Consider the following 18269-nt stretch of genomic DNA (forward strand, 5'->3'; position numbering starts at 1 on the left):
TGGGTTCGTCACGGCTGTCTGCAAAGGCCAGACCAGTTCCCGTCGGGTTTACTTGAATTTATAGGCGATCGCCATCTGCACCTCGCCCTGATTGGTATCGCCGACGCTCTTGACGATGCTGCTGTCGGCCGCCGAACCGGTCAGGTGAATCCAGCTCGCGCTGGTCACCAGCGACCATTGCGGGCCAAGCGGGAACTCGAAACTCTGGGTCAGCGCGATGTTCTGCAGGCCGCCACCGGCGTTGTAGGCACGGATGCCGGACGCCAGGGCTTCCTTGTCGCTGACACCGAAGAAGGTGTTGTTCTGCCGGGCGTTGGCGAAATGCGCGGTCAGATTGCTGCTGCCGATCACGCCGCCGCCCAGTGGATAACCAATCTCGCCACCGACCCGACCGAGCACGCCGCCCTGCCCGCCATTACCGCCGATGGCCTGGCCAACGGAGGCGAACACCCGCCAGAAGTCGGCCGGCGCGTACTGCACGAAACCACCGGCCTCGGCCATGTCGGGCACATCGCGCAAGCCGCGCAATTCGCCGTTGGACGTGCGGCCCGGCAGGTAATTCACATAAGGGCCGGCGCTGAAGCCATTGGTCTTCAAGGCGCTCCAGGTCAGGCCGTCGTCGGTACTGAGGCTGACGTCACCCCAGTCCAGATCCAGATACGGTATCGGCCGTGTTTCATAACGGCTGCCGCTCGGGTCATGGGGCTGATAACCCAGGCCCACACCCGCCTCCCCGGTGATGCCGTCCGCCATGGCGCTGGCTGAGAAAGCGCCCAGCGCTGCGAATAAAAACAGTGTCTTCCTCATCATGAGGCCATTCCTTTAATTGAACATGCGCGCATCAATCCCCGGATGCCACCCACCGCGCAAGCACTCATGTTGTTTGTAGCAAGCTACAAAAATTGTAGCTTCGAATTGCCAAAGCACCTCATCGGCCCCGCCGGCAAGGGGCTGATGGCACTTGGCACAGTCCCTGCTCTACCCCTCGGCAAGCGCACACAACGCGCTCTGACCAATAGGTAATGCAGATGATTGACTGGCATATCGTGTGTGATTTCGACGGGACCATCACCCGCACCGACGTGATCGACAGCATCCTCGAACGCTTCGCCGACCCGAGTTGGGAAACGATCGAAAACCAGTGGCTGGCCGGTGAAATCGGTTCCCGTGAATGCCTCAGCCGCCAGCTCTCGCTGGTCAAGGCCACGCCCGGCCAATTGCTGGAGTTCTTCGACAGCATCGAGATCGATCCGGACTTCCCCGACTTCGTCGACCACGCCATCGGCCTGGGCGCTTCGTTCGAAGTGGTCAGCGACGGCATCGAGCAAGGCATCGCGCGGATTCTGTCGCGCAACTACGTGACCCTGCTGCCGATCCTCGCCAACCGCCTGCGACAGCTCGACCACGAAAGCTGGCGCATCGACTTCCCGCATTCCAGCGACGCCTGCCGCGCGGCCTCCGGCAACTGCAAATGCAAATCCACGCCGGGCAACAAGCGCGTGCTGGTGATCGGTGACGGCCAGTCCGACATGTGCGTGTCGTCCACCGCCGACTTCGTCTTCGCCAAGGGCCGCCTCGCCGAGTACTGCGAGCGCAACGCAATCCCTTACGCCCGCTTCGACAGCTTCGCCGAACTCCCGGCGCTGCTGGCCCTGCTGCCAAAGGCCAGCGCCGCCAACGCCACCGCTTTCAACTCCGACACCTTCAATACCGAAACCCAGGAACTCTTCCACCATGTCTGATATTCGAATCGCTACCCAGGAAGACCAGATCCTTCTGGAAAAAGAAGCCAAGTACTGCTCCTACGGCGACACCGTTCACTACATCGAACCGCCGCGCATCTTCAGCCGCTGCGAAGGTTCCTATGTCTGGGACACCGAAGACCAGGCCTACCTCGACCTGCAAATGTGGTACTCGGCGGTCAACTTCGGTTACGCCAACCCGCGCCTGAACAATGCGCTGAAACAGCAGATCGACACCCTGCCGCAGATCGCCAGCCAATACCTGCACAAAGGCAAGATCGAGCTGTCGGAAATGATCGCCGTGGACGCCAAGAAGAAGTTCGGCCTCGACGGTCGCGTGCACTTCAACGTCGGCGGTTCGCAGTCCATCGAGGACTCGCTGAAAGTCGTGCGTAACGCCAGCAACGGCAAGAGCCTGATGTTCGCCTTCGAGGGCGGTTACCACGGTCGCACCCTCGGCGCCTCGTCGATCACTTCCAGCTACCGCTATCGCCGCCGCTACGGCCACTTCGGCGAGCGCGCCAATTTCATCCCGTTCCCGTACCACTTCCGCGGCCCGAAAGGCATGACCAAGGAAGAATACGGCAGCCACTGCGTGCAGCAGTTCGCCCGTCTGTTCGAGACCGAATACAACGGTGTCTGGGATCCGAAGGTCGGCGCCAGTGAATACGCCGCGTTCTACGTCGAGCCGATCCAGGGCACCGGCGGCTACGTGATTCCGCCGATGAACTTCTATAGCGAACTCAAGCATGTGCTGGACCAGCACGGCATCCTGATGGTGGTCGACGAAATCCAGATGGGCTTCTATCGCACCGGCAAGCTTTGGTCGATCGAACACTTCGACGTCAAACCGGACGTGATCGTCTTCGGCAAGGCACTGACCAACGGCCTCAACCCGCTGGGCGGCATCTGGGCCAAGGAAGAACTGATCAACCCGAAAGTCTTCCCGCCAGGCTCGACCCACTCCACCTTCGCCTCCAACCCGCTGGGCACCGCCGTGGGCCTGGAAATGTTCAAGATGACCAGCGAAGTCGACTACGGCGCGATGGTCATGGCCAAGGGCAAATACTTCCTCGAAGGCCTGCAGGACCTGCAGAAACGCTACCCGATCATCGGCGACGTCGATGGCCTGGGCCTGGCCCTGCGCTGCGAAATCTGCGCCCCGGACGGTTTCACCCCGGACAAGGCCACCCTGGACTTCATGGTCGAGGAAGGCATGAAAGGCGACATCGAGATCGACGGCCGCAAACTGGGCCTGATCCTCGACGTGGGCGGTTACTACAAGAACGTGATCACCCTCGCGCCGTCGCTGGAAATCAGCTACCCGGAAATCGACCTGGGCATCGCCCTGCTCGACCGTCTGCTGGCCCGGGCGATGAAACGATGAACGCGGCCGGGATCGATCTGGGCGAAGGCGACGCCGGTTTCGTTCTCGGCACAGGGGAGGTCGCGGTGTTGTTGATCCACGGCCTCACCGGCACCCCGACGGAGTTGCGTCGGGTCGCCGTGGGACTGGCCAAGGCCGGTTGCACGGTGTACGTGCCAACCCTGGCCGGGCACTGCGGCGGCAATGCCGACCTGCAGGCCACCGGCTGGCGCGACTGGTACGAAGGCGTGCGCAAGACCTTCGTCGGCATCCGTCGCCAGCACAGCAAAGTGTTTGTCGGCGGCCTGTCGATGGGTGCGGTGATGTCAATGTACGTGGCGTCCGAGCATCCGGGCCAGGTGGCCGGGTTGCTGATGTACTCCACCACGCTCAAGTACGACGGCTGGAGCATCAACAAACTGGCGTTCCTCACGCCGTTGCTGATGAAAATCCCGTTCGGCGTGCACATCTGCAAGTTCGAAGAGAAACCGCCCTACGGCATCAAGAACGAGCGCCTGCGGGCCATCGTCGAACGGCAGATGAAGGAGGGCCACAGCAGTGAGGCCGGCCTGTTGACCATGGAAGGCGTGACCGTGCGCGAACTGCACCGGATGAACGCCGTGGTGCGCAAGCGCATGCCTTCGATCACCGTGCCGGCGCTGGTGCTGCATTCCATCGAGGACGACATCACCAGCCGCTGGAATGCCGACTACGTGGAACGCAAACTCGGCGGCGAAGTGGTGAAGATTCTGCTGGACGACTGTTATCACATGATCACCGTCGACCTGCAGTACCGACGCGTCGTGGAACTGAGCGTGCAGTTCATCAACAACCATCGCACCGACCTTGCGCCCTCCGCTCATTCCCTGCCAACCGAGGAATACCGGCAGCGAGCGTGAAGCGCCTGCACAACGACATGCCATGCCGGTTAAGGAAACGACGTGATCACGGCCCAAGCCTTTTCAACCATCGAAGCGATTGATCGCGACGCGTGGAATGCCTGCTTTCCCGAGGAGCTCGAAGACTGGGCCTACTATCGCGCCGTGGAACAGGCCGGCATCGACGGCTTTCACTGGCGCTACCTGGCGCTGTTTGAAGACGACCGGCTGATTGCGGCCGTCGTCGCCTTCTCCACGGCCTATTCGCTCGACACCACCCTGCAGGGCACCGGCAAGCGCTTGAGCCAGTGGCTGCGCAGTTGCTGGCCGGGGCTGTTCGACATTCGTCTGTATGCCCTCGGTTCGCCGGTGGCGGAGCAGTGCCATGTCGGCACGCACCCGTCGCTCGATCCGGCACGTTTGCCGTCACTGTTCGCACGCCTGCTGCAACTGGCCCGAGAGGATGCGGATCAGGCCGGGGTCGGCCTGCTGGCGGTCAAGGACGCTTCCCACCGCAACCCGCAATGGCTCCAGGCCTGTCGCGAGGCCGGTTTGCAAAGCATGCCGGGGTTGCCCGGTGCCGAGCTGCCGATCAAGTTCGCCTCGGTCGACGCTTACCTCGGCACCCTGGGCAAATCCACCCGCAAGGACCTGCGCCGGACCCTGCGCGGTTCCGGCCCGCGAATCGAATGGCGACGTTCGGTGGACGATCTGCTGCCGACCATGATGCGACTTTACGAAGCGACCCTGGCACGCAGCGACCTGACCTTCGAATGCCTGCCGGCTGCGTATTTCCGCCAGGTGCTGGAACACCTCGACGAACGTGCCGCCTGCGTTTTGTACTGGGTGGACGACGAGCTGGTGGCGTTCAATCTGGTGCTGCTGGACGAACAGCGGCTGGTGGACAAGTTCTTCGCCCACGATCTGGCCCGCACCCGCGAGCACAAGCTGTACATGCGTAGCTGGCTGGCGAATGTCGGCTACTGTATTGAGCACCGGATTCCGATCTACGCGTGCGGCCAGGCCGGTTATGCCAGTAAGCTGCGCCTGGGCTGTTCGTTCATCGGCAATACGGTGTTTTTCCGCCATCGCCACCCCGTACTCAATCACCTGCTGCGGCTGGTGAAGATTTTCATCCGCCCGGACCGCACCGATCCGGCCATGGCGACTGCGATAAGCGAACAACAATAAGCGAGCATGATGAGCAAAGACCGACGCGCCACCGCCCGACCCTTCGCCCTCTCCGGCTGGAGCCTGCAACGCAAACTGGTGCTGGCGTTCTGGCTGGTCAGCGTGATTCCGACCATGATCGCCGCGGAACTGGCGGCCACCACCCTGTCGCAGATTTTCGACAGCAACGTGCGGATCTGGCTGCAGGAATCGACCAAGATCGTCGAGGACGAGATCCGCGAAATCGTGCGCGACAATGCCCGTGCCGCGCAGTTGTTCCTGCGCTACACCCGTCCGCCCACGGACCGCCAGTCGGCCCGGCGCGACAAGCTGACTTCCGACATCGCCGACTCCATGGGCATCGATGTGGTCGCACTGGTGCGCAACAGCGATCACAAAGTGGTGTTCAGCACCGCCGCCGATGACATCGTGCGGCAGATCAGCACCGCGCCCAAAGCCGTGCTGCAAACCCTGCAGGTCGGCGGCGTGGCAACCGGCGCCGTGGTGTCGACCTTCGAGAGCGAGCAGGACGGCACCGACTACAAACTGATCGTGGTGACCTACCTCGACAACAGTTTCCTCACCAGCGTCGCCGACGTGCACTCTCTGGACCTGCGCCTGTACCTGGCCAGAGACGCCGATTTCTCCGAGATCTTTTCCACCCAGCGCTTTGAAGATCACCCGGCAATCGTTCCGGAAAGCATCGAACAGCAACTGCGCAGCACCAAGCTGCCGATCGAGCAGTCGACCAAACGCTACAGCGGCATCTACCGACCGATTCTCAACGAAAACGGCGAACTGCAAGGCGTGGTGTTCAGCGGTCTGCTGCGCCATACCACGCTGGTCGGTCTGGTGAACCAGAGCAACCTGTTCATCCTGATTTTCATCCTCAGCTCGGCGGCTTCGCTGGCGGTGGGCTGGCTGGTGTCGGAGCGCATGACCAAGCCGCTGCGCGGTCTGGCCAAAGGCGTACAAGCGGTGATTGCCGGGGATTACCGCCAGCGCCTGCCGGTCACCGGCGGCGATGAACTGGCGGAACTGAGCAGCATCTTCAACCACATGAGCGAACGCCTCGGCGAGTTGCAGCATCTGGAGTCGCAACTGCGGCGCCGCGACCGCCTGCATGCGCTGGGCGAAGTGGCAATGGGCCTGGCCCATGAAATCCGCAACCCGCTGGGCATCATCAAGACCGCCACGCAATTGCTGCACCGACGCGCGGACCTGCCGGAAACCGACAAGCGTCATCTGGAATACGTGGTCAGTGAAGTCAGCCGCATCAACGACCTGATCACCGAATTTCTCGACTTCGCCAAGCCCAGTGCGCCACTGCGTTCGACCCAACTGGCACGGCCATTGGTGGATGAACTGGTGGGCTTCTGTGCCCCGGAACTGGCCAGCCACAACATCGATGTGCAAATCGAAGACCGCGCGCCGGGTGCCACCCTGTACGCCGATGCCCGGCAACTCAAGCAGGCGGGCCTGAACCTGATCGTTAACGCCATCGACGCCATGCCCGACGGCGGCCGCCTGACCCTGGGCATCCACAGCGATCAACACAACACGGTCATCAGCATCAGCGACACGGGTCAGGGCATCGAAGCGGACATGCTCGAGCGGATTTTCACGCCGTTCGTCACCACCAAGGCGTCCGGCACCGGACTCGGTCTGGCCAAAGTCTTCTCGATCATGGAAAACCATGACGGACGCATCGAATGCGTCAGCGAAAAAGATGCCGGTGCCACCTTCAGCCTGTACATTCCGGCCAACGGTGAAGATTTCGACGAGGACAGCGATGACGCATAACGTACTGGTGGTGGACGACGAGCCCAAGCTCTGCGACCTGCTGGCATCGGCCTTGAGTCAGAACGATATTGCGGTGTTCACCGCCGGCAACGGCCTGCACGCGCTCAAGGTGCTGGAGTCCGAAGACATCGATCTGGTGATCAGCGACTGGCGCATGCCCGGCATGGACGGCCCGCAACTGCTGGCGGAAATCAAGAACCGCTACCCGCAGTTGCCGGTGATCGTGATGACCGCCTATAGCACGGTGAAGAATGCCGTGCAGTCGATGCGCAACGGCGCCTTCGACTACATCGCCAAGCCCTTCGACATCGATGAGCTGGACATCACCGTCAGCAAGGCCCTGCAGTTTCGCGACATCCTCAAAGACAACCTGCGCATGCGCGCCGAACTCGACGAACACCAGCAGATCGACAGTCTGGTGGGCGACAGCCCGAGCTTTCGCCGGGTCCTGAGTGCAATCGATTCGGTGCGCGAAAGCAACGCCACCATCCTGCTGACCGGCGAAAGCGGCACCGGCAAGGAAATGGTTGCCCGGGCCATCCACAAGCACGGCAACCGCGCCGACAAGCCGTTTGTCGCGGTCAACTGCGCGGCGATCCCGGAAGGGCTGCTGGAAAGTGAAATGTTCGGCCACCGCAAAGGCGCATTCACCGGTGCAGTGGCAGACCGGGTCGGGCGTTTTCAGCAGGCGGACAAGGGCACGCTGTTTCTTGACGAGATCGGCGAGATGCCTTTGGCGCTGCAGGCGAAAATCCTCCGCGCCTTGCAGGAGCGCATCATCGAACCGGTAGGCGATCCGCGTGAGCGCAAGGTCGATGTGCGGGTCATCGCCGCGACCAACAAGAACCTGCTGGACGCCGTGGCCAACAAGGAATTTCGCGAAGACCTGTATTACCGCCTCAACGTGTTCCCGATTCCGTTGCCGGCCTTGCGTGAGCGGGTCGAAGACATTGCGCCGCTGGCCCGGCATTTCGCCCACACCCTGGGCGCTGCGGCGGGCAAACGCTTCAGCGGTTTCAGTGCCGAGGCGTTGCAGGCGATGGCCCGCTATTCGTGGCCGGGCAACATTCGTGAACTGCAGAACTGCGTCGAGCGCGCGACCATCGTCGCGTCCGGTGCGGAGATTGAAGAGCAGGACCTGCCGGCCTATCTGTTTGCCTCACAACCGACCCAGCCGGGAGCGCTGGTCGCCGAAGGCAGCGTGCCGGCGGACCTGGAAGCAGCGCTGGCAGAGGTGGAAAAAGCCTACATCCTCGCCGCGCTGGCCCAGAGCAACGGTGTGCAGGCTGCGGCGGCGCAACTGATCGGGATTTCCGAGCGCAGCTTCTGGTATCGCCTGAAGAAACTGGGGATTCACGTCGACAAGATCGTCCGCTGATCCGGGTTCCCGGGCCTTGCCCGGGAACCTCGCGGCTTCAATTCACCGTGCCGCCCTTCGCCTCGCTCATGATCTGCCGGATCGTCCCGACAAAGGTGTCCACCGGCTGCCCGCCAGTCACAGCGTACTGGCCGTTGAACACCACGGTCGGCACCGAACTCACACCCCGCGACAGCCACAGTTGTTCTTCCTTGCGCACGTCGCTGGCGAACTCGTCGGACGCCAGAATCGCCTCGGCACGCTGGCGGTCCAGACCCACTCTTTCGGCGATCTGCGCCAGTTGCGAATGATCGGACGGGTTGCCGCCATCGGTGAAATACGCCTTGAACAGCGCCTCTTTCAACGGCAACTGCAAGCCCTCCTCACCCGCCCAATGCAACAGCCGATGCGCATCGAAGGTGTTGTAGATGCGGCTGTTGGAATCGGTGCGGAAGGCGAAACCGACATCGTCGCCACGGGCGCGGATCACTTCACGGTTCTTCTGTGACTGCTCCGGGGTCGAGCCGTATTTTTCCTGGATATGCTCGCCGATGTTCTGCCCTTCGGCGCCCATCTTCGGGTTCAGCTCGAACGGCTGGAAACGGATTTCGGCCTGCACCTCGTCGCGCAGAATCTCCAGCGCCCGCAGCAAACCGTACAGACCGACGACGCACCACGGGCAGGACACGTCGCTGACAAAATCGATTTTCAGGGCTGAACTCATGACACACCTCGCGCGTTCAATCGGGGTCAAAGACCTGCACGATACACCCGCTAGAGCAGGTTGCGCTCGCCCACCGGTTCGATCTGCGCCCAGTGCGAGGTGTCTTCACGGTGCTGCTGCAAATACGGCAACACCGCCGCCAGCAACGGCGCCTTGAACGCCTCCTGGAAACGATGGGCCAGCCCCGGAATCAGCTTCAACTGGCTGCCGCGAATGTGCGCCGCCAGATGTACGCCGTGCATCACCGGCAGCAACGGATCGGCGGTGCCGTGCACCACCAGGGTCGGCACCCGCAACTGATTGAGCAGCGCCACCCGGCTCGGCTCGGCGAGGATTGCCATGATCTGGCGCTTCACGCCTTCGGGGTTGAACGCCCGGTCATAGGCCACCGCTGCCTGATGCAACAGCATCTGACGATCATCGGTGACCATCGGGCTGCCCAGCGCTGCCAGCAGATCCGCTTGCTGCTCCAGCGCCACTTCACGGTTGGGTGCGCCGCGCCGCGACAGCAATTGCACCAGTGCCGCGCTCGGCGCCGGCAGGCCTTCGGCGCCGGAGCTGGTCATGATCAGCGTCAGGCTCTCGACCCGCTGCGGCGCCATGGCCGCCAGGTGCTGGGCGATCATCCCGCCCATGCTCGCGCCGAGCACGTGGAATTGCTCGACGTGCAATGCATCCATCAGGCCCAGCGCATCGTCGGCCATGTCGGTCAGGCTGTAAGGCGCCGCCACCGGCAGACCGAGTTTGTAGCGCAAGACTTCAAACGTCAGGTTGGCCTCCGCCGGTGCCTGGCGCCAAGTCGACAGACCGACATCGCGGTTGTCATAGCGGATCACCCGGAAACCCTGCTGACACAGGGCGACCACCACTTCGTCCGGCCAGTGGATCAACTGCCCGCCCAGGCCCATCACCAGCAACAGTGCCGGATCCGACGCACGACCGATGCTCTGGTACGCCAGGCTCACCTGCGCCAGATCGACCCGTTCGGTCGGAACATTGACATCACAACGCGACGCCGCAGAAGACGCCGGCACGAAAAAAACCGCGGCCAACAACGCCGCGATTGCAAAAATTCCCTTGAACATGAAAAACACCGAAACGCAGAACCCCAGTAGAGCGCGAGTCTGATGAAGTTTGTTCAAGCGCGCTGCCACAGTTCGATGACAGTTTGATGAAGAGTGCCGAGCGGTCGGCGAAGGGCGGATAACTATGTAACACCGGCGAGCCCGGCGTTGCCCCTTGAATGGCGCGTCTACGGAGCGGATTCCCCGCGCCCTTCTCCGAGTGCCGTTGCAATGGTCGAAAGATCCTTTTTACTGAGCGCCTCTCCCGATTCAATTTCCCTGCCGGTTTTTTCCGCCCTGCCTGCGTCTGTCGACGAAGGCCTGCTGCAACGTGCGGCCACCCGCCGACAAATGTGCAGCGAAGGACTGCGACAGCTGTGTGCCGGCGTACCGTCGGTACGCGCAACGCTCAGCCGATTGCTCAGTCAGGAACTGGGCCTGGACGGAACACAGGCAGGCCTCGCGTTCAATTCCGTCGGCGGCTATCCCGAACGCCAGGTCAGCCTCCTGGCAGCCTGTGCCTACATCGTCCGGCACCCTCAACCGCAAGAGTGGCTCGACAGTCAGTGCCGGGTGACCGGCGTGAGCGACTCTCATGCCTTGTCCGGGCTCCTTCCGTCACAGTTGCTTGCCCGGATCCAGCGTCTCGAACCGGCGCTGGCCCTTGACGAGCGCTGGCACCATTACTGGCGTTCCCGGGCGCCCGGCACGCCACTGTCGCGACGAGACCAGGTCGATCACCTGTATCGCGGGCATATCGAGGCAGCCGCACAAATGGCTTTTGCCCGTCGCACGGTGACGGCAGAACAGCTGCGGCCCCTGTGGTCACTGCTGGGGGAACCCGCTGTGCAACCTGTGGCCGGCAATGCCTTGCGGGTCGAGCTGCCAACCCTGCGCCTGAGTAGCGGTGTTCGGGTCAAGCCACCGGCTGCCTGGGTCATCAGCCGCAATGACGACAGCGGACAGTTGCTGTACGTGCCCGGCCTGCCGGATGCCATTCAGGCTTTTTCCCGGCGCAGCGAACTGGACACCTGGCTGGCGCGCCGCCCTCTGGTCCCGGTCGGTCTGCCGCTCGACGACCTTCAGGTCGAATACGCCTCGGCCGGCCAGTCGCTGACCCTGGCGGTCAATGAATGGCTGTTGCAGCAACAGACGGCGCAAGTCGCTGCCTTGCGCAACGGCCCGGACGCCAGGCCCGATCTGGCCGGACAGGGGCCCCACGCTCTGGATGTCGCCGACAGGGTCGACCGGCAGCGTGGCGTTGCAGTTTTCTGCGCACCGCCCGGCCAGGACAACGAACCCTCCGGCGCCTCGCCAGCGGACGAGAATGAGGTGTCGCTGTTTGGCAGCCTGCATGCCGATATTCCCGGGACGCTGCGTCAGGCCAGCGTCACCCGGGCATACGATGCACTGGAACCACTGGCCGATGACGACACGTTGCAATCGCTCAAGACGCTGCAAGCGACGCTGGAAAATGCCCGACAGAAAGCGGACGAGGCCGCACACGCGCTGCTCTATCGCGAAAGGACGCTGGACATGGTCACGTTCAATCGCCAGTTCGCCGCACTGCACGACGCGCACAAACAGGGCCTGCGGGCCGAAGCCGGGATACAGCGGGCGCTGAACCAGCTGAGTGTCGAAGAACATGACCGGCTCGTCGCGCTGCTGGATACCCCCGACAGCAACGATGCCGATCAAAGGGTGAAGAGCCTGACACTGTCACTGAGCGAACCTGCGGGAGATACGACCACTGTCAGGCGCCATGAACTCAGCGGCCCGTTCCTGCTGATGCCGGATGCCACAGCGGCCGGGCCAGGCCCGACAGCCGGCCTGCTGCTCTACTGGCCCGGCAGCGGTGGCGGACTCCTGCGATTTGCCGATCGTCCGGAACTTGAACGACACCTGTTCAAGCTGCAGGCCAGTGACACCCGGCTGACGCTGCAATTGAACACCCTCACCGGCGACCCGTTGCGTCATGCCTTCAATCAGCTGACCGGCGAGTTTGAAACCCGGGCAGCGACAATCCGCCAGCGCTACAGCGTCCCCTCGCAGACACAGCAACGCGCCGAAGAACTGGAACACTTGCGCCGCCAGACTCTTCCCCTGCTGCAGGTGCCGGACAATGCCGCTCGACACCTGGCGCTGAACCATCGAATGCAAGAGCAGCGCAGCGCCAGCCTCGCCGCACAGTTGCCGGACTGGCTGACCCGCCTGAGCGATGGCGAGCGCAATACGCTCAGGGATTTGATACAGGCGTGGATTGCCGCCATGCACCGCAGTCACGATTTGTTGACCGTCACGTTACCGCCCCGGGAAGACTTCACTCGCCAGCATCTGCTCACCCGGCTGCGCCAGGACTTTTCCCTCAAGGGACATTTTTCGGTGGAACTGGACCTGCCCGATTCCGTGATCCTGCAGAAACAGGCATTCAGTGCCCCCGGGGCACCAGGCACACCGCAGAAACTGGTGGCGGTTCCCAGCGCATCCCGCAGCCGCCTGTCGCTGGAAACCCTGGCCCAGCTCAACATCGACAATACGCCGTCGATGAATCTGGAACCGCTGCTGATGCGCCTGCGCTTCATGCAGGTTGAGGTCAGTGCCAGCGATGAACGTGAACGCTCGGCTCTGAGTACCGGGATCACCCTGCCTTACCTGCGCAGAATCCTGCCGGAACTGGATCTGCCCAAAGCCTACGAGCAAAGGATTTACGACACGTTCAAGGGCGCAGCCGATGAGCCCGCGTTCCGGCGCGAGCACCGTCAGGAATGCCTGCTCGAGCCCTGGCATTTGATGCTCCGGCTGCAGGGCCGATGTGCCTGGCTGCAAAACCAGATCGGTGTCGATGACCTGAGCCTGTTCGACGTCGCCATCGACGCCAACACGGCCGACGCCTGGAAGACCGCAGGCCGGCGCATTGCGCTGTTTCCTGCCTACCTTGCCGCCGGCGGCACCGACACGCCGAATGAAGGCCCTACGACATTGTCCGGAGTAACCTTCATCGAAGAACAGGTCAGCGGCACGACACTGCTGTATCTGCCGAACGCCCCCGATGGCAGCGTTCTGCGTCGGTACGACAGCCTTGAAGCCGCACGCTTGGGCCTGTTCAATCGTTGCAGCCAGGACGCAATGATCGGCTATCTGGCCCGTCAGGCCCTGCAAGGCAGCGTGCAAGCCCATGAACGCCGCATGGCGCAGGCAGTGACCAGGCGCTTCGACGCCATGATCGGCGTCGGCCCGCGCTGGCCGACAAGCACTTCGCTGGCCACTCACTTGCTCGATGCGCATATGGGGCGCCTGATCGAGGTTCATCGCGGCACCTCGCGCTCCAACGACGCCTTGTATCGGGAACGTTATGCCCTGCAGGGCACACGAGTGTTCGACTACCTGAAAATGGCCCTCGGCATGTTGCCGTTCGTTGGCAGCGCCATCGCCTTGTACGATGCCTGGAACGCGGCCAACCAGGCTGTCGCGGCGCTTCTGCGGGGCAGGGTCGGCGACGGTCTGGCCGAGATCGAATCGGTGTTGCTGTGCCTGATCGACGCCTTGATCGACATCGTGCCCGGTGCCGGCGCAGCCCTGAAGGCTCGATCCGCGACCCGGGCCCGCCTGTTGCGAAAGCTGGCCTCGGACGTCGGCACACTGACCGCTCCCGATACACAGCAGGCCCGGCGAATCGTCGAACAATTTGCCGGTTACGAATATGAGAAACCCGTCTCGCTGGCGGGGCTGCGACCGGCCGAAGGAGGCGTCTGGCGTAACATCTACCGACATGCCGACGGCGATTTCATTGTCCGCCAGGGCCGGATCTATCAAGTCGAATGGAGCCGCGACTCACGCAACTGGCGCCTGAGCGGCACTTCGCAAAAAACCTATAGGCAGCCCGTGGCCCTGAACGAAGCAGGAGAGTGGGACACCTGGTACAGAATCCATGGCACCACTTTCGAAGGCGGAGGAGCCGGTGGAGGTGGCGTGCTCGGGCACATGGCCGATGTGCTCGAGCCGGTCTGGCCACAGGCAATCCGTCAGCGCCTTCCGCGCTGGCTGGTCGACCGGACCTATCGCCGCCAGCATCAACTGACGCTTGAATGTGATGACCTGAGTTACCGCATCGATCTCCAGATCGAACGAAGCGACAGAGCGATCAACGCTTACAACCTGGCCCCCGATGACGCCCAGTTGAGACGCGTCGCGCAGAAAGCCTGCGAGGACGACATTGCCCTGCTCACCCGGCAATACCAGACGGCCGCCGAGCTGCGTCCCTCACCCATGGCAACAAGTTGCGTGCCCTGCTGGAAATACAGAGCCAGGATGCAGCCCGGGTGACCGACCGGCTCAAGCACCGTGTCTATTTGGCCAACCATCGGATCTACAAATGGCTCGACGAGATCGACACCCGGCACGCGACCCTCGATGCCCTGCCGGACAACTCGATTGCCGAACGCCTGGCTCTGCTGCTGGAAATGCGCAGATTGCTCGTCGATGTGACCACCGCCATTGAAGAGCTCGAAGCGCTGATGGGCGAACTGAACCGCTGGTACGCACTGATCGGGGTTCGTGCGGACAAGGCCAGACTGACCGAGGCCGTCACCTATTTGAACGGGCGCATGAACGACTTCAATCTGGGTTACCTGAAAACCGCCAATCGCCTGGAGTCCATCAAGAACTTCGAAGACACCGGTGATGTTTCCTGGCTCTACCTGCAACAACGGGCCTTTCAACTGCGCGTGGACATGGACCGGGCCCTCTACACTCAGTTCAGCCTGTCCGAAGTCAGCGCCAGCCGGGCGCAACGCATGCAGATCCTGAGCAACTGCCTCGAGACCTACGCCCGGTACTGCCGGGAAATGAACCAGTGGACGGCCAGCTATCCGCAGTACTTTCACATGGAGGAATTCGAACCGCTGATGGCCGGCATCGAAGCCATGGCCGAACGCGCCAGAAAGGCCATCGATCATCCCGCACCGCCTCGTACGACGGGACAAAGCGAGAAGAAGATTTTCCAGACCGAAGACCAGCAATGGCTGATCGGGGTGGAAAACTGGGAGCCAAGAACCCGCAAGCGGCAGTTCGTGCTGAACCACGGCAAGGCGGGCCGGGAAGTCTGGGAGCAGGCTGACAACGGCAAGTTCCGCCTGCTGAAGGTGAACGCACCGCAGCCCGCGCCTTTGCGCAACCTCGCATCGCTGCTGGCCGACGCCCGCAAGCGCCTGGACGGACAACCGGCTTACCTGACCAAGGTGCAGGGACACGCCGAGCGCGACATGCTCCCGGTGGATCTGGAACACATGATGCTCAGCGAAGCCGATGACCTGAGCCGTCGGGCCAGCGACATTGAAGCGATGTCGGCAGAGAACCCGATCATCGGCGAACTGAGATCGAAGGCCGACGAATTGCGCCTCACCGGGCGGCAGTTGCGCACCCGACAAACCCTGAAGAGTCGTAAACCCACCGACGGCATGCTCGATGATCTGCTGCGACAGAACGCCGTGGAAGTGCGTAAGGTGGCCCTGATGAAACAGCTGCGCAATCGCGCCGACGGTCGTCCCGACCATCTGCAGGAATACGAAATCCACGACCTGAGTGCCCGACCGCCGCGTCTGCTGTGGTATGCGCATTTCCACTACAACAGACCCAGGCCGTCATTCGCTGAGTTCGAGAAAGCGCATCTGAAACTGCCGGAGCACCGCTACCTGACTCACGCCGACAATGCGGCGCTGCCGTATGCCGACATCGGCAAACGCTCGCCGGTCCTGCCCTGGTTCGAAGCGTTGTAAAACAAAACGGGGAGCGGTTGGCCGCTCCCCGTTTTGCTGTGCGTCAAGCCAACTGACTGCGCAGTTGCCGCGCTGCCGCGACCATGTTCACCAGCGCCGCTTCCGTCTCCGGCCAGGCTCGGGTTTTCAGCCCGCAATCGGGATTAACCCACAACCGCGCTGCCGGAATCCGTTTCACGGCCTTGCTCATCAGCTTGACCATTTCCGCCGTGTCCGGCACTCGCGGAGAGTGGATGTCATAGACACCCGGGCCGATGTCGTTCGGGTAGTCGAACGCTTCGAAGGCGTCGAGCAATTCCATGTCCGAGCGCGAGGTTTCGATGGTGATCACGTCGGCGTCCATGTCGGCGATGGCCTTGATCACGTCATTGAATTCGCTGTAGCACATGTGAGTGTGGATCTGGGTTTCGTCCTTCACGCCCGAGGCGGTCAGGCGGAATGCTTCCACTGCCCAGTCGAGGTATTCCTGCCATTGCGCACGGCGCAGCGGCAAGCCCTCGCGGAACGCGGCTTCGTCGATCTGCACGATTTTGATCCCGGCGTTTTCCAGATCCACCACTTCGTCACGCAGGGCCAGGGCGAGTTGCTGCGCCTGAACCTTGCGCGACACGTCTTCGCGGGGGAACGACCACATCAGCATGGTCACCGGGCCGGTCAGCATGCCTTTCATGACCTTGTCGGTCAGGCTCTGGGCGTAAGTGATCCAGTCCACGGTCATTGCGCTCGGACGGCTCAGATCGCCGTAGATCACCGCCGGTTTCACGCAGCGGGAACCGTAGCTCTGGACCCAGCCGAAACGGGTGAACAGATAACCGTCGAGCTGCTCGGCGAAGTACTCGACCATGTCGTTGCGTTCGGCTTCACCGTGCACCAGCACATCCAGCCCCAGGCGCTCCTGGACTTGCACCGCATGGCGGATTTCACTGCGCATGGCATCGTGGTAATCGTTGGCCGACAGCTTGCCCTGCTTGAACGCCTGACGGGCCAGACGGATCGAACCGGTCTGCGGGAACGAGCCGATGGTGGTGGTCGGGAACGCCGGCAATTTCAAACGCGCCTGTTGCGCGGCGATGCGCTTGGCGAACGGCGAATGACGCTGGCTGTCGCGGACATTGATCGCTTCGATCCGCGCCTGCACATCGGCCTTGTGAATGCGCGGCGAGCGGGCACGGCTCTCTTGAATGGCGCGGCTTTCGGCCAGTGCGCTTTGCACCTTTGGCGCTTGAGGATCGTTCAGCGCATCACGCAGCACAGAAATTTCGGCGCACTTCTGCACGGCGAAGGCCAGCCAGCTTTTCAGTTCCGGATCGAGCTTGTCTTCGCGCTCGACATCCACCGGACTGTGCAGCAACGAGCAGGAACTGCTGACCCACAGATTGTCGCCAAAGCGCTCCTGCGCCGGTTGCAACTGCGCCAGTGCCTGCTCCAGCTCGCAGCGCCAGACGTTGCGGCCGTTGACCAGACCCACCGAAAGAATCTTGTAAGTCGGTAGACGATCCAGCACCTGACCGAGCTGATCCGGCGCACGCACGGCGTCGATGTGCAAGCCTTGCACCGGCAGGCCCACGGCGAGGCCGAGGTTGTCTTGCAGACCACTGAAATAGGTCGCCACCAGTTTCTTCAGCGGCGAGTACTGGAGGATGTGATAGGCACGTTCGAAGGCGCTTTTCCACGCCTGTGGCAGGTCAAGAGTGAGGATCGGTTCGTCGATCTGCACCCACTCCACACCCTGTGCGGCAAGCCGCCCGAGGATTTCGTTGTAGACCGGCAGCAGGCGCTCGAGCAGGTCGAGCTTGTCGAAATTGTTGCCTTTCGCCTTGCCCAGCCACAGGTAAGTCAGCGGGCCGATGATCACCGGTTTGACGTTGTGACCCAGGGCCTTGGCTTCTTCGACCTCATCGAACAGCTGTTCCCAGCTCAGCTTGAATTGTTGGTCTGCAGTGAATTCCGGGACCAGGTAGTGATAGTTAGTGTCGAACCACTTGGTCAGTTCTTGTGCGTATTGGGTCTTGCCGTGTTCAGCGCCGCAGCAGGACGCCGTGGCGCCACGGGCCATGGCGAACAGGGTGTCGAGGGTCGGCAGGCCACGCTCGTCGCGCACACCGTCGAAGCGCTCGGGGATCACACCGAAGGTCAGCGAGTGGGTCAGCACCTGGTCGTACCAGGCAAAGTCGCCGACCGGCAACAGGTCGATGCCGGCGTCTTTCTGCAGTTGCCAATGCTTTGCGCGCAACTCGCGGCCGACCTGATTCAGGGACGCCTGATCGAGATCGCCTTTCCAGTAGGCTTCGAGGGCTTTTTTCAGTTCGCGGTCGGCGCCGATGCGCGGGAAACCAAGGGTGTGGGCCACGGCCATGTCGAGTGTTCTCCATTGCGTAAAAGATGGCGCCA

The 18269-nt window shown here is 62.5% G+C and carries 12 protein-coding genes; 8 read left to right on the forward strand and 4 right to left on the reverse strand.

Translation table 11 applies throughout. The annotated features are described in order from the left end of the window. Nucleotides 1–48: 48 nt before the first annotated feature. Complete coding sequence (locus R1A29_RS22930; RefSeq protein ID WP_119427771.1) at nucleotides 49–810, reverse strand: MipA/OmpV family protein; 762 nt, start codon at nucleotides 808–810, stop codon at nucleotides 49–51. A 218-nt stretch (nucleotides 811–1028) separates the two neighbouring features. Between R1A29_RS22930 and R1A29_RS22935 the strand changes: the two genes are divergently transcribed. From R1A29_RS22935 to R1A29_RS22960, 6 genes are read left to right on the forward strand one after another with little or no spacing between them, the layout of a single operon-like run. Beyond that, nucleotides 1029–1742, forward strand: a complete 714-nt coding sequence (locus tag R1A29_RS22935; RefSeq protein WP_085709466.1) for an HAD-IB family phosphatase — start codon at nucleotides 1029–1031, stop codon at nucleotides 1740–1742. Further along, a complete protein-coding gene (locus R1A29_RS22940; protein WP_085709465.1) occupies nucleotides 1735–3129 on the forward strand; it encodes an aspartate aminotransferase family protein in 1395 nt (464 codons plus the stop codon). The genes R1A29_RS22935 and R1A29_RS22940 overlap by 8 nt, the downstream gene beginning before the upstream one ends. Further along, on the forward strand, nucleotides 3126–4007 hold the full coding sequence (locus R1A29_RS22945) for an alpha/beta hydrolase (protein WP_085709464.1): 882 nt from the start codon (nucleotides 3126–3128) through the stop codon (nucleotides 4005–4007). Before R1A29_RS22940 ends, R1A29_RS22945 begins: the two co-directional genes overlap by 4 nt. A gap of 42 nt (nucleotides 4008–4049) precedes the next feature. Then, nucleotides 4050–5177 carry a GNAT family N-acetyltransferase gene (locus R1A29_RS22950; protein WP_438299668.1) on the forward strand — a complete coding sequence of 376 codons (1128 nt, stop codon included), beginning with the start codon at nucleotides 4050–4052 and terminating at the stop codon, nucleotides 5175–5177. A 6-nt stretch (nucleotides 5178–5183) separates the two neighbouring features. Continuing rightward, nucleotides 5184–6959, forward strand: a complete 1776-nt coding sequence (locus R1A29_RS22955; RefSeq protein WP_438299669.1) for an ATP-binding protein — start codon at nucleotides 5184–5186, stop codon at nucleotides 6957–6959. Beyond that, a complete protein-coding gene (locus tag R1A29_RS22960) occupies nucleotides 6949–8337 on the forward strand; it encodes a sigma-54-dependent transcriptional regulator (protein ID WP_119427767.1) in 1389 nt (462 codons plus the stop codon). Before R1A29_RS22955 ends, R1A29_RS22960 begins: the two co-directional genes overlap by 11 nt. A gap of 37 nt (nucleotides 8338–8374) precedes the next feature. On the opposite strand, the gene R1A29_RS22965 is transcribed toward R1A29_RS22960, so the two are convergent. Beyond that, nucleotides 8375–9040 carry a DsbA family oxidoreductase gene (locus tag R1A29_RS22965; RefSeq protein ID WP_438299670.1) on the reverse strand — a complete coding sequence of 222 codons (666 nt, stop codon included), beginning with the start codon at nucleotides 9038–9040 and terminating at the stop codon, nucleotides 8375–8377. Nucleotides 9041–9090: 50 nt separating this feature from the next. Continuing rightward, entirely contained in the window at nucleotides 9091–10125 is a 1035-nt protein-coding gene (locus tag R1A29_RS22970; protein ID WP_085709459.1) for an alpha/beta fold hydrolase, read from the reverse strand. 210 nt (nucleotides 10126–10335) lie between these two features. Here R1A29_RS22970 and R1A29_RS22975 point away from each other — a divergent pair, with 210 nt between their 5' ends. After that, a complete protein-coding gene (locus R1A29_RS22975) occupies nucleotides 10336–14427 on the forward strand; it encodes a dermonecrotic toxin domain-containing protein (RefSeq protein ID WP_438299671.1) in 4092 nt (1363 codons plus the stop codon). Next, nucleotides 14382–15878 carry a hypothetical protein gene (locus R1A29_RS22980; protein ID WP_438299672.1) on the forward strand — a complete coding sequence of 499 codons (1497 nt, stop codon included), beginning with the start codon at nucleotides 14382–14384 and terminating at the stop codon, nucleotides 15876–15878. The genes R1A29_RS22975 and R1A29_RS22980 overlap by 46 nt, the downstream gene beginning before the upstream one ends. A 43-nt stretch (nucleotides 15879–15921) precedes the next feature. Here the strand turns inward: R1A29_RS22980 and metE are convergent, their stop codons facing one another. Next, entirely contained in the window at nucleotides 15922–18234 is a 2313-nt protein-coding gene (gene metE / locus R1A29_RS22985; protein ID WP_438299673.1) for a 5-methyltetrahydropteroyltriglutamate--homocysteine S-methyltransferase, read from the reverse strand. Between the last annotated feature and the right edge of the window lie 35 nt (nucleotides 18235–18269).

The sequence above is a fragment of the Pseudomonas sp. NMS19W genome (assembly GCF_051554255.1).
Taxonomy (GTDB): Bacteria; Pseudomonadota; Gammaproteobacteria; order Pseudomonadales; family Pseudomonadaceae; genus Aquipseudomonas; species Aquipseudomonas kribbensis.